This window comes from Bacillus niameyensis (assembly GCF_001375535.1).
Lineage (GTDB): Bacteria > Bacillota > Bacilli > Bacillales > Bacillaceae_C > Lederbergia > Lederbergia niameyensis.
Window position 1 is genome coordinate 2933976 of sequence record NZ_LN831197.1, and the last position, 13054, is coordinate 2947029.

The window sequence follows — 13054 nt, forward strand, 5'->3', positions numbered from 1 at the left end:
TATACAAAATTTAGGAGATTTTTAGCATGCTGCTCCTTATTGGTATAGCTGCCCACTTTGGGGTATTATGCTTGATTTTCACGGCGACAATCGTCATATCATCGATAATTGCCCCGGAACATGTTCGAATAACCTCCTCCATAATTAAATCGGCAACAGCTTGTGGGTCATCCGTTTCCATCTCCCGAAGTTTCCTTTTCATCCATAACTCATGATTCTCCACATTTCTCGGTCCCTCAAATACACCATCACTCATCATAATCAGTAAATCTCCAGCACGCAGTTGTTCCGAGACAACTTCTACATCGAATTCTTGAAGAATACCCATCGGTAAATTTGCTGCCTCTATTTTAATGATTTTATTCCCCCTCTTTATAAAACTTGGGATGGAACCAATCTTAAGAAACTTTGTTTGTGCATCTTGTAAATCGATCATCGCTAAATCTAAAGTCGAGAATATTTCATCTGTAGATCTTAGGGATAATATAGAATTGACTGATTTGATCGCCACCTTTTCCTCAATTCCTGATTTTAAAATCTTTTGCAATAATTTTAACGTTTCACTACTTTCATGATAGGCGCGTTCCCCATTCCCCATCCCATCGCTAATAGCAACAGCATATTTTCCTGGACCAAGCTCAATCATCGAATAACTATCCCCTGATAGAAATCCACCATCTTTCGCTGCGTGAGCAACTCCTGTTTCTACAACATAAGCCTTTGCCGACCTAAAGGTGGCATAATGATAGTCTGTATTCCCCTTACCATGGTCTTCCTGTTGTACAATAATTGTTTCATCTAAAATATCTGATAATAATGGAGCAATAATTTTTTCACATTCCCCCAGTAAATGGCGGCTTGGCAAGGTGATATCAATATCTACATTACCAGGTTCCAAATTATAAATTTCTACCTCCTCAATTTCGATCCCGAATTCCTGCAAAGCATCTAAGATCATTTCCTCCTGTCTATAATGGTTTTTCTGTTCCCTTTGAATCTCCCGCGCGAAATCCCCCATTACTTCTGAAACGCCAAGTAGTTGCTCAGCTACTAACCTTCTACTTTCCCGAACTTGTATTTTTAATTGCTGATTCGCCTGATAAACATTTAGTTCTTGATGAATGGCACCTTGAACTTTTTTCGCCTTATGACAATGTTTCTCCAACTGACGGTTTAAAGAAATGGGAATGGCACCGGAATTTTCGTCCATATCATGCATAACTTTCTTCATTAACTCATAAGTTGTATCAAAGTTGTCCGCTCCCCAACATTGATTTTTTTTATAACAGTTTTGACATGTTTTTTCCGTAACATGACTAAGAAAATAATCCAACTCTTGTTCTCCATCTTTGACTTCACTCATTTTCTCAGACTGTGAAAAACTATTTGATAAAGCTTGAAAGACAGAAGAAAATTGTTCTACTCTTCGCACTGTTATATCTCGAATTTTTCTAGCGTATTTCTGTTGATCTTGTGCATATTCCGAAGTGCCTGGTATATAGCGTGCTAGTTTTGCCGTCCAACTTCGAGGAGTCAAAAGTAATAAAAATACAGCAATGCTCGATTCATAAACCGTTTTCAAAATAGGGGCATTCGATTCACCATAAAGCCCCATTAATAATGTTGCAACGAGCAATCCAATGGCCGTACCTATTTGCTTGCCTTCTTTTAATAGACCTCCAAGGAGGCCCGCAAAAGCGAGTAAACTCATTTGATGCAGACTTGACACACTAGCCAAGCTAAAAATCAAGCCGGTAACAACCCCTACGGTAGAGCCAACCGATGCACCAGCAGTAAAGGCAAAAAGAATGACGAGATAACGGGACAATATATGTTCAACAGACAGGCCGTAAATAGCCCATCCAATCGTTCCTGTCATAATGGACGCTAACATAATAATAAGACTAATCACTTCTTCTGTTTTTAATGTCTTTTTCCTTTTCTGCGCAAGGATAAAAGGGATACTTTGGATAAATATAAAGACTAAGACAAAAGATAATCCTGCTTCTACTCCAGCCATAACTCCATCAAAACGAGAGATAGTTTGTCCATTTTGAAAAAAGATCCAACCACATTTAACAAAGAAAGATATGACCAAAACCATATAAGGTAAAACTTTAGGAGTTTGTTTAAAGAATAATTCCATTAATTTACTGCTAAACATATAAAGTAAACAAATGGCAAATGTATAAATCGCATAATCAATGCCAAGTGTTAAAGAACCAGCAAGAAGACCAAAAAGGACAAGTGGAGCACGATCCCTTTTTATTAAATAAACTACTGCAAAAAAGGGTAAAGCAAACGGTGTCAATTGGGACAATATTAATGCCCTTCCTAAAAGTAAAGCAACTAGAAATAGAGCTATTCCCTTTTGCAGAAAAACTGTTTCTAGCTTCTGAAGCATTTTTTTAAATCCATTTGAGATTTCAAGCTTCGTATCTCTAAAATCCGGATTATGGATAGATGCCTCCACATAAACTCTTTCTCCTTTTCCCATTTTTTTGCACTCCCCACTCATTTTTAAATTTAAATCCATTATAGAGGGACAAGTTACAAAATTTTGTCACTTTGAAGGGGTAGCCTAGAAAAAAAGTTCGACGATTTCAAGCAAATTATCTGAATATTAATTTTTTCCTCCATATTCCTACAGGAATCACAAAAAAAAGCAAACTACTTGTAAATTAAAGTAGCCTGCTAATCATCGAAATCTATTTTAGAACAAAAGTGCAAGCTCCCGTTTAGCGAAACTTTTAGCTCTTTCTTTGCCCTAGATCATTAAGCGCTGGAGCTAGACACAGAAAGTATGAACAAATTTTAATAATATTTTTATCAAAAAAACCTTCCAATCATATTGATTGAAAGGCTCCTTTTATCTTTAAAAACAGACAGCAAGTTATCCTCGTCTTGCTCCTCTTCCGCCACGTTTTGATTCAGTATTGCGCTTTAAGGAAGCCAGGCGGTCCTCACTATCCTTCAAGAAACGGTTCATTTTTGATTCAAAGCTTTCTTTCGTGCGCTCATTCATCCTATTATTATTACTATGGCGATGGTTTGAATGAGATTGCTTAGGTGGCTGATCCTTCGCCTTACGGATCGACAATCCAATCTTTCCGTCTTTCTCAACATTTAAGACTTTAACTAAGACCTCGTCACCTACAGTTAGATGCTCATTGATGTCCTTTACATAATTATCGGCGACTTCACTAATATGAACTAAACCTGTTGAGCCACCTGGCAACTCCACAAACGCCCCAAAATGAGTAATACCGGTTACCTTGCCTTGTAACTTGCTGCCTACTTCGATTGACATAAAAAAATGTTTCCTCCTTAGAATAATAAAAAAAATACCCTTACACTACATTATATCGAATTTTTAAAAAAAGTGTCAATAAGACACTTTTTCCTTTTCTTTATCCTTATCCTTTTTTTCATCTGGAAGGTTAAAAATGATTTCACCTTCCTTAGAAAGAAAATACTCACTGCGAGCAAGCTTTGCTATATATTCATCATCATTTAATTTGACGATCGTATTTTCAAGCATTGATTGCTCTTTCTTTAAATCTGTTAATGTCTGTTCAAGATTCAGCTTTTCCTTTTCCATCGATTCTAAAACAGACGACTTAGAAATAAGTGAAGAAATAACTAGATAAGATAAGGCTACCGTCAGGAGTAGGAATACAGTGAGACGGCGAATTAAAAGTTTTTTCCTGCGTGCAGCTTTTTTCATTAAAACTTCTTGCTGCTTCATATATTTAGTTTCAAGTGCGGCGACATTTTTTATTCCCATCCTGAGCCCTCCTTACATACCCTTGAATAATAAATGATCGAGGTATTTAAAATCCTTTTGTCACTTCCATTTAAAGGGATTTCTAATAAAATTTATAAACAGTATAATATATTGCCGAAGCAGCTTGTATACTTTTTGAAACAATTTCTTCCACGATTCAGGAATGAGATACAGAAGTCCCTTTCCAATTAGGAGGAAGGGATATCCAATGACCTTTAGTACCCATAGTAACACGGTTCCAGTCACTTTTACAAGGGTAAGACAAACTCGTCCAAAAAACAATAAAACCGATAGGAGAAGAAGAACAATTCCTTTAATTGGACGGTAAATCAAAATAATGAAAAGTCTTTTTATAAACGATATCGTTGCCTTTACGAAACGAATAATTCTCTCAAGCATATATAAGTAAATACGCTTGATTAAGGCCTGATAGGCAGCAAAACCGCAGAGTAGTGCTAACAGAAGATAAAAGCGTATCTCACCGTAATTGACAAGGAATAGGACATAAAAGATAACAAAGCCTTGCAACACCCAAAAAAGGATATCATTTAAAAACACAAAAAATTGTTTTCGACGTCCTCTTTTTAAAAAGCGTTGGTACGTATCCAGTGATGCACCAAAGATGCTTCCCATCCCGATCATGGCAAGCATGGTGTAAAATTGAGTCGATAATGTCATCTGAATAACTTGCCAAAGAAGCCTTTAGCCTTCTCCCCAGTATGATCATCTAAATAAACTAGATCATAAATTTTCCCTTTTATCGATACAATCCCTTTATCAACGTCGAGATTTTTCATCTGCAAATTTTGCCCATGAATCGATAAGAATCCCATCGTCGTTTCCAACAAAAATTCCTCATTATCAAAGCTTTCCACATGCTTAACACCAGTAATATCGAGTATTTTTCTGCCTCTCATCGTAATGTCATGTTCAGGTATAGCTCCTTTAGGCGACATAGACTCATGATATTGGTTCATTTTCATCCCTCATTTTTGTACTAAATTTATTTAATACTTATGAGGAAATAGAATGAATTAGAACAAGCATGGGTGACGTTTTACTCTGCTTCTTCAGAGAGACGTTCTTCTTTCACTATTGTGTACATACTTGCTGCATCTTCTTTTTTAGTAGATTCTTGAAGTTCGTTGATCTTTGCTGTCACAAGTTTTTGTCCAAAGCGAATTTCTAGTTCATCTCCTACTTTTACATTAGAGCTTGCCTTTGCTTGTTGTCCATTAATTAAAATTCGTCCTTTGTCCGCTACTTCCTTTGCTAATGTCCGTCTCTTAATGAGCCGAGATACTTTAAGAAACTTGTCTAAACGCATAGTTGCCATACTATCACCTCTTTTTCTTCGCTTCATTCCAAAAGGCATCTAATTGATCTAAGCTGTATTCCTTAAAAGGTTTCCCACTTTCTTTCACTTTCTTTTCTACATAGGAGAATCTGGAAAGAAACTTTTCGTTAGAAGTTTGAAGAGCTTCTTCTGGGTGAATATTTAAGAGGCGAGAAACATTAACGATAGAGAACAATAGATCCCCTAACTCTTTCATTTGCTCTTGCTTATTTCCTTTCGCCAACTCAACCTGAAATTCCTGCAATTCTTCTTGAACTTTTTCAAATGCTTCATCTGCCTTTTCCCAATCGAAACCTACCTTTGCAGCCCGCTTTTGATACTCATAGGCATTTATAAGGGCTGGCAATCCTTTATCGACTTCAGAAAGAACAGATTGGTCAGTTATCCTTTCTTCTTTTTCTGCTTCTTTAATTTTTTCCCAATTAACTAGTACTTCATCCGAATTTGCTACTTCTTCCTCGCCGAAGACATGTGGATGGCGACGTATCATTTTAGCAGATAGGGTCTCTATGACATCCTCAATGGAGAACATCCCATCTTCCTCTCCAATTTGGGAATGTAACATAATTTGGAGAAGAACATCTCCTAACTCCTCTACAATATTATCAATATCATCTTGATCAATGGCATGCAAAAGTTCATATGCTTCTTCGATTAAATATTTTTTTAGAGATAAATGAGTCTGCTTTTTATCCCAAGGGCAACCATTCGGTCCTCGCAATGTGGTGATGATTCTTCTCAATGTAGAAAATTCCTTATATGTAAGATCCATTTTCTGAATAGGCGGTACATATAGACTCGTTAAATTATCCAATTTCACTTGACGATCTAACTCATAAAGTGGCAGCCTTTTTATTTGTTCATGTTGGCTGCCTGCTCCTGTAACGATCGTCACTTCATAATCGTCTGGATATTTCTCCATTAGTGTTAATTTTACCTCTGAAGCTACAAATGCATCATAAACTTGAGCGATAATCAAATGCTGATTTATTTGGATGTCATCCTTTTGAAGTGAAGTCCCATCAAGTAGTTGGAATCCATCAATCGGGTCCATTTGGACTGCCGTAAAGAAACTGTCTAGAAAGCTCTGACCTCCGATAACCTTCACTTCAATTCCCCGGCTATATCCCCTTTCTAGTAATAATTGCACTGTTTTTTCTGCAATCATCGGATGTCCTGGAACAGCGTATGTAATTTCCTCATGCTCAGCCTTATCTAATAATATCTCTGATATTTCTTCATAGACTGATGGAAAATCATCATGTCTTTCGTACACATCGTCAAAAGAGTGAAAAATCACTTTTTCCTCTGAAAGCATTTCGACAACAGGATGCTCTTTCGTTCGTAAAAATAGGGAAGTTGCCTGTTTTAATGCTTTATAAACTCCTAATGGCAACTGATCCAAATCACCTGCACCAAGACCAAGGACTGTAATTTGTTTACCCATTTTTTCATCACTTCCTACTCTTATAAAATTTATCTCCGAAAGGGATTAGAGCAAGCTCTTCTTCTGAAAGAACTGCAAATTTCATTATTATCCCTAAATATATAGCCGCTCCAATCATTACACTGGATAAAGCTATAAAGGTGTTTAGTAATCGACTAGGCTCAAAATTGGATAATAAAAGCATCCACAATTGTAAAGTAACTGTCATAAGTATGCTGGCTAAAAAAAGAGGTTTCCATATTGCCGTTAGCGTTCGCAAAACATGGATCCTTCTATTTAAATTTGCTAAAAATAGGATCGCCATCACTAGAACTCCTATTAAAGTGGAAATAGCTGCTCCCATAGTCGCAAGTATTGGTATTAATATGAAATTACCAACAGCCTTAACGAATAAACCGACGACAATATATTTAGCTAGTGTACCCACTTGGCCAAAGCCTTGCAAAACTCCAGAACAGACTAAGATAAGAGAACTAAAAAATATTGTCACTACCAAAACAGACAAAACAGCAGAACCATCAACAGTGGAAAATAACATGCTATTTGTCGGCCTCATAATATTGACAAGACCTACCGTCGCACCTAAACCGATCACAGTTGTGATTTTAATGGCACTTTCTGCTTTTCGGTTAATGGTTTCTTTATCGTTATTCCTCCATGCTGTTGCAATTAAAGGAACTAGTGCCAAAGAAAAAGAAGAGGCGGCTACGGTCCCCAGTTGAAGAAGAGGCTGTCCCCTATCAAAGACTCCCTTTATCGCTTTTGCCTCTTCAACTGCATATCCAGATTTAACGAGTATTGAATATATACTAAAAGAATCAATCATTTGAAATAAGATTAGGATCATTCCACTCAGGGAAATTATCATCCCGTGAATAAGAACAATTTGAGCCGTTCTGTAAAACTTTTTAACTGAAAGACCCTTCACAAATAAAAACGGCAGAACCGTTCTCTTCATTGCAAAGAAAAGCAACACTAATATTCCGCAAACTCCACCTATTAAGGAGCCCGTAATGGCACCAGTACCAACTTTGTAAAGAGACTCACCATTTTTAACTAGTAAAAAGGCTGTTAAAATGATAATAATGACCCGGACTGATTGTTCCGTAACTTGGCTAATTGCCGTCGGAACCATTACTCCGACACTTTGAAAATAACCCCGTCCAAGTGAAAAAAATGGCAAAAATAAAAACATATAAGAGCTAATTCTAACTAATGGAGCTAATAACTGATCTCCCATAAATCCTGCAATAATATCGGAACCGAAAAAAAATAAGCAGAATAAAAAAATCCCGACAATGAGAAGGGTTAAAAATGCAGCTTGCATCGTATGGGCTAAATGTTTTCGATCGTCTGATTCACTTTCTGCCGCTAACTTTGAAATGATAACAGGAAAACCAGATGTTGCGAGTATCAAAGCTATACCGTAAATCGGATAAACCTGTTGATATATATAAAATCCGATATCTCCGACGATATTTTGGAAGGGCACCCGATAAACTGCACTTAAAATTTTTACTATTAATGCTGCGCTTGTTAAAATGAATGCCCCTTTCAAATACTGATTCGATTGATCCATAGGCAAACTCCGATCTTCAAAATACACTACTATTTTTTACCAAAACCATTATAGCATAAATATAAAGTGAAACTTCGATCAGTGGGAGTCTTACAGCCAGTTAATGCGGGATAAACGAGACATTTTCATTTCTATTAAACAAAACCCGGACAGAAATGGGCTTCTGTCCGGGTTTTAGCAAACTTAGCTTTCCATTTGCCTAGCAAGAAAGCTTGCTGCTGTTTCAGCTGACTTTTGTTCAATTTCGCCAATTGTCCGATCCTTTGAGAAGATGACAACTGCTCCGATCGGATCACCGCTTGCTACGATCGGGGAAATTGCATATGAGGTTATTTCTTCTTGATGACCTTCAATAAGAGCGGCGTTCCCCACATTTTTCTCAAGATAAGAGGCACGATTGGCCATTGCCTTTTCAATAACCTCTCCATTATGCTTATTTAAATATTCCTTTTTCGATGTTCCTGCTACAGCGATTACCGCATCCCGATCGCATATCAAAATAGAACTACCCAAACTTTCGAATAAGGCCTCTCCATACTCTTTCGCAAAATCTCCCAATTCACTAATAGGTGAATACTTTTTTAAAATAACCTCTCCATCCCGATCAACAAAGATTTCAAGTGGATCTCCTTCTCGAATTCTCAAAGTCCTACGAATTTCTTTTGGGATTACCACCCTACCCAAATCATCAATTCGACGAACGATTCCAGTTGCTTTCATCATAAGCTGCCTCACTTTCATCAGATGATTTACCGAAGCCACAAAACTCGTACCTTGCCGTTCTATAAAAGGCTGATACCCGATATGTTAGTTAATTGTAAGCTTCTGTTTGATTAATTTTCCATCGGTGATTAAATTTAGTATCTTTCATATGGAAAGTTCTATACATTATTTGATCATTTTTTATCATCAACTGATGGAAATACTTATGAAGACCTGTAGCAACTCTTGTGTTATTTCTTAGCCATTTTTAAATCTTTTGTAATTTCCTTAGCAATATTCAGCCATTCATCCTGAGGAACTTTCCCAACTTGAAGGGTAATTTTTAATTGGGTACCTTCCATCCCGAGACCAGCCATCCGTCCATAGCGATTACAGATTTTGAACACTTTGGAGCCATCTATTTCTCCTGTTCCTTCCTCTGTCATACGAATAGTGATTTCCGACTTTGACTGTTTTATCGATTCAAGCTTAGCTTCCTTCGCATAAATCTTCATCTCAGCAACAGTAAATAGATAACCAACCTCTTTAGAGTAATCACCAAAGCGGTCAATCATTTCTTCTTGCAGTTCCTCTAGTTCCTCAAGAGTTTCGATGTTTCTAAATCGCTTGTACATTTCAATTTTCTGATGCCCATCCTTTATATAATCGTCCGGAATATAAGCATCTATATCTAACTCAACCTCAAAAGAAGGTAGTTGTTTTTTATGAACATCACCTATGCGTTCGTCAATCGCTTCTTTCAGCATTTGTGAGTATAAATCAAAACCAACAGAATCAATAAATCCATGTTGTTGTGCTCCTAACAAATTACCTGCACCTCTGATCGACAAATCGCGCATAGCAATTTTAAACCCAGAGCCTAACTCCGTAAATTCCTTGATAGACTGTAATCTCTTTTCAGCTACCTCCGTTAAGACCTTATTCCTTCTATACGTAAAATACGCATAGGCAATACGATTGGAACGACCAACACGACCTCTTAGCTGATAAAGTTGTGATAGCCCCATCTTATCAGCATCATGGACAATTAACGTATTAACGTTTGGTATATCAACGCCAGTTTCAATAATTGTAGTTGTCACAAGCACATCAAATTCTCCATCTAAGAAACTTAAGATGACAGACTCCAGTTCCGATTCAGTCATTTGTCCATGCGCATAAGCAACTCTTGCATCTGGGACAAGCATCGAAATCTCTTCAGCCTTTCTCTCAATATCTTCAACACGATTATATAGAAAGTAGATTTGCCCATCTCTCGCCATTTCTCTTTCAATTGCTTCTTTCACAAGCGCCCCATTATATTCCATCACATATGTTTGAATTGGAAAGCGATTTTCCGGTGGAGTTTCAATAACAGATAAATCGCGAACACCTAGCATTGACATATGGAGAGTCCTCGGGATTGGAGTCGCTGTTAAAGTTAATACATCAATATTTGCCTTTAGCTGTTTTAACTTTTCCTTATGTGTAACTCCAAATCTTTGCTCCTCATCGACAATTAAAAGTCCAATATCAGCAAACTGGATATCCTTTGATAATAGTCGATGGGTTCCAACTACAATATCAACCGTGCCATTTTTTAATCCCTTTGCCGTTTCTGTCATTTGCTTTTTTGTTCGGAAACGACTTAACAGCCCGATATTGATTGGGTAATCTTGAAATCGCTCTTTAATCGTTTCAAAGTGTTGCTGTGCCAAAATCGTTGTTGGTACGAGAAATGCAACTTGTTTACCGTCTGCAATTGCTTTAAAAGCAGCACGAATCGCTACTTCGGTCTTTCCATAACCGACATCACCGCATAAAAGCCGATCCATCGGCCGCTCTTTCTCCATATCACGTTTAATCTCAACAATAGATCGAAGTTGATCTTCAGTTTCTTGATATGGGAAGGAAGCTTCAAATTCGCGTTGCATGTCTCCATCGGGTGCAAAAGAATAACCTTTTGAAGCTTCTCTCTCTGCATACAACTTAATTAAATCATCGGCAATATCCTTAACAGAGGATTCAACTTTTTTCTTAACTCGTTTCCAATCACTACCGCCCAATTTATATACTTTAGGCTCTTTACCTTCAGAACCTACATACTTTTGAACAAGATCAATTTGATCCACAGGGACATAAAGCTTATCGCTGCCTTGATACCTTAGGTGAAGGTAATCCTTATGCACACCATTGATGACCAAGGTTTCCATTCCTAAATACTTTCCGATCCCGTGATTCACATGTACTACATAATCTCCAACTTGTAATTCCGAATAGCTTTTAATCCGCTCAGCATTAGAAAGCTTTTGTCTTCGTTTTGCCTTCCGTGTCTTTTTATTGAAAATTTCCTCTTCTGTAATGACAACAATTTTTGCTGATGACAGTTCAAACCCTGTGTTTAAAGCCCCTTGAATAATATGGATACCGGAATGTGGAAAAGACCCGTTGCTTACTAGTGACGCCTCAATTTCATAATCCTCTAAAACAGAGTGTAACTTATTCGCTCTTTCTATATTAGGGGCTAAAAAGAAGACCGAAAATTGTTGATTAATCCAGCGATCAACTTCCCCTTTGAGTAAGTGCATCTGCCCATGGAAATTTTGCATTAGTTTACATGGTATATTGGAAATATTTTGTGGGTTTGTATTTGGAATATGACGTAAAAATAAAGACATATAAATTTTAGGAAAACGCTGATTCGCTATTAAATGACTAAAAGGATGGGAAATTAATAGATCATGAATAATTTCTCCATGCTCAAGTAGAGACGTATACCATTCCGCCTCTTCTTTTTCTAATCTTTCATTCATCTCCTGAATACGACTCATCTCGTCGAAAATAAGTACTCCGTTGCTAGATAGATAATCTAGCAAACTAACAGCGGGTTTATAAGCATAGGTAAGATATTTAAAAAACTGTTCAGGTTTTTGGCCATTTCTTAATTGTTCCAAATCATGACCAATATTTTCCGCCATTCTTTCTTTAGCACTTTGACTTTTCAAGCGTTTTAAAGATTGAGCTAGGTCAATTTCCAATTCTTTCGCAATTTCTCCAAATTGACTTTCATCTACAATCATCTCTGTTGCAGGACCAATAATAACTTGCTCCCTTTTTTCTTTAGATCTTTGATCATCTAAAGAAAACGTACGAATCGAATCTACTTCAGTATCGAAAAGTTCTATTCGAAGTGGATCAGTTTCTGTAAGTGGATAAATATCAACGATCCCGCCACGAACACTAAAGTCGCCAGGAGCGCTAACCATTTCTGTTCGTTGATAGCCCATCTGAACTAGGGTTAAGATAGTTTCTTCAAGATTGAGATCTTGCCCAACTCCAATGGATAGTTGGTATTTCCTCCATAGCTCAGGGGAAGGCAACATCCTTCGCAGCCCCGCCATTGGAACGACAAAAACACCCTGCTTACCAGAAACCATATAATTAAGCGTCTCAATTCGCTGAGCACGAAGTTCCGGACTTGCTACACCAATTTCTGCAGCGATCAATTCATTAGATGGATAAAGAAAAAGTCGACTCTCATCCATGAATTGGGTTAAATCTTCGTAAATCTTTTGTGCCTGCAGTAGATTGTGAGTAACGACAATAATTGATTTCCCTGTTTTTTCTGCTGTGGCCGCAATAAAAATAGATCTTGCAGACCCTGACAAACCAGAGACTAATTGTTCACCGAGGTTTTCTTCCACCCCGGAAATAATTGTTTGCATTTCATCTTGTTCTAATATCAAATTTGCTATCGCTTGCATGTCTTACTCCTTTTTGTCAGTGGAAAGGTGGCTAGTTTCTGTCATGCCACCTTTATCTATAAAAATGATTATTTCGACACGTCAACAGTAGACTATGACTCAATATTCAAACTTAAGATAGGTATACTATCTCGTAACAGAAAAATGCTTTGGATGCATTCCAAAGCTTCTAATGAATTAGATAGTCGTACTGATGTAAATCGGGATTTTCCTCGAGAGCCTCTTGGCAATTTTCGCAAATAGTCTGGATGCGTATATCACCATTTGCCCCGTACGAAACCATTTCCTGTTTTTCATTTTCTGATAGCGTTTGAATACCGAGTTGCTCCTCCGTTAGAGAGGAACTATCAATCGTGCCAATATCTGCTGTACAATGACGGCAATAATAATGAACAATCATTGTTCGTCCTCCTTGATT

At 37.4% G+C, this 13054-nt stretch carries 11 protein-coding genes; all 11 read right to left on the reverse strand.

Features of this window, described 5'->3' with window-relative positions; translation table 11 throughout:
• Positions 1–10: 10 nt before the first annotated feature.
• Positions 11–2497, reverse strand: a complete 2487-nt coding sequence (spoIIE, locus tag BN1243_RS13895; protein WP_062107754.1) for a stage II sporulation protein E — start codon at positions 2495–2497, stop codon at positions 11–13.
• A gap of 396 nt (positions 2498–2893) precedes the next feature.
• Positions 2894–3310, reverse strand: a complete 417-nt coding sequence (locus tag BN1243_RS13900) for a S1 domain-containing RNA-binding protein (RefSeq protein WP_062107756.1) — start codon at positions 3308–3310, stop codon at positions 2894–2896.
• A gap of 75 nt (positions 3311–3385) precedes the next feature.
• On the reverse strand, positions 3386–3787 hold the full coding sequence (locus BN1243_RS13905) for an FtsB family cell division protein (RefSeq protein ID WP_062107758.1): 402 nt from the start codon (positions 3785–3787) through the stop codon (positions 3386–3388).
• Between the two features lie 60 nt (positions 3788–3847).
• On the reverse strand, positions 3848–4465 hold the full coding sequence (gene yabQ, locus BN1243_RS13910) for a spore cortex biosynthesis protein YabQ (RefSeq protein ID WP_062107760.1): 618 nt from the start codon (positions 4463–4465) through the stop codon (positions 3848–3850).
• Positions 4462–4764, reverse strand: a complete 303-nt coding sequence (yabP, locus tag BN1243_RS13915; RefSeq protein ID WP_062107762.1) for a sporulation protein YabP — start codon at positions 4762–4764, stop codon at positions 4462–4464. The genes yabQ and yabP overlap by 4 nt, the downstream gene beginning before the upstream one ends.
• A gap of 80 nt (positions 4765–4844) precedes the next feature.
• Entirely contained in the window at positions 4845–5114 is a 270-nt protein-coding gene (locus BN1243_RS13920) for an RNA-binding S4 domain-containing protein (RefSeq protein WP_062110630.1), read from the reverse strand.
• A 13-nt stretch (positions 5115–5127) separates the two neighbouring features.
• Positions 5128–6591 (reverse strand): bifunctional methyltransferase/pyrophosphohydrolase YabN, encoded by a 1464-nt coding sequence (gene yabN, locus BN1243_RS13925; protein ID WP_062107764.1) that lies wholly within the window; start codon positions 6589–6591, stop codon positions 5128–5130.
• 7 nt (positions 6592–6598) lie between these two features.
• Positions 6599–8170, reverse strand: a complete 1572-nt coding sequence (locus BN1243_RS13930; RefSeq protein WP_062107766.1) for a putative polysaccharide biosynthesis protein — start codon at positions 8168–8170, stop codon at positions 6599–6601.
• A gap of 183 nt (positions 8171–8353) precedes the next feature.
• Positions 8354–8890, reverse strand: coding sequence for a stage V sporulation protein T (gene spoVT / locus BN1243_RS13935; RefSeq protein ID WP_062110633.1), 537 nt, complete (start codon positions 8888–8890; stop codon positions 8354–8356).
• Between the two features lie 233 nt (positions 8891–9123).
• Entirely contained in the window at positions 9124–12636 is a 3513-nt protein-coding gene (gene mfd / locus BN1243_RS13940; protein ID WP_062107768.1) for a transcription-repair coupling factor, read from the reverse strand.
• A gap of 169 nt (positions 12637–12805) precedes the next feature.
• Positions 12806–13036, reverse strand: a complete 231-nt coding sequence (locus BN1243_RS13945; RefSeq protein WP_062107770.1) for an anti-sigma-F factor Fin — start codon at positions 13034–13036, stop codon at positions 12806–12808.
• Positions 13037–13054 lie beyond the last annotated feature (18 nt).

Coding starts and splice junctions, on each gene's coding strand:
- spoIIE (WP_062107754.1), bottom strand. CDS start 2,497: ATGGGAAAAGGAGAAAGAGTTTATGTGGAGGCATCTATCCATAATCCG.
- BN1243_RS13900 (WP_062107756.1), bottom strand. CDS start 3,310: ATGTCAATCGAAGTAGGCAGCAAGTTACAAGGCAAGGTAACCGGTATT.
- BN1243_RS13905 (WP_062107758.1), bottom strand. CDS start 3,787: ATGGGAATAAAAAATGTCGCCGCACTTGAAACTAAATATATGAAGCAG.
- yabQ (WP_062107760.1), bottom strand. CDS start 4,465: ATGACATTATCGACTCAATTTTACACCATGCTTGCCATGATCGGGATG.
- yabP (WP_062107762.1), bottom strand. CDS start 4,764: ATGAACCAATATCATGAGTCTATGTCGCCTAAAGGAGCTATACCTGAA.
- BN1243_RS13920 (WP_062110630.1), bottom strand. CDS start 5,114: ATGCGTTTAGACAAGTTTCTTAAAGTATCTCGGCTCATTAAGAGACGG.
- yabN (WP_062107764.1), bottom strand. CDS start 6,591: ATGGGTAAACAAATTACAGTCCTTGGTCTTGGTGCAGGTGATTTGGAT.
- BN1243_RS13930 (WP_062107766.1), bottom strand. CDS start 8,170: ATGGATCAATCGAATCAGTATTTGAAAGGGGCATTCATTTTAACAAGC.
- spoVT (WP_062110633.1), bottom strand. CDS start 8,890: ATGAAAGCAACTGGAATCGTTCGTCGAATTGATGATTTGGGTAGGGTG.
- mfd (WP_062107768.1), bottom strand. CDS start 12,636: ATGCAAGCGATAGCAAATTTGATATTAGAACAAGATGAAATGCAAACA.
- BN1243_RS13945 (WP_062107770.1), bottom strand. CDS start 13,036: ATGATTGTTCATTATTATTGCCGTCATTGTACAGCAGATATTGGCACG.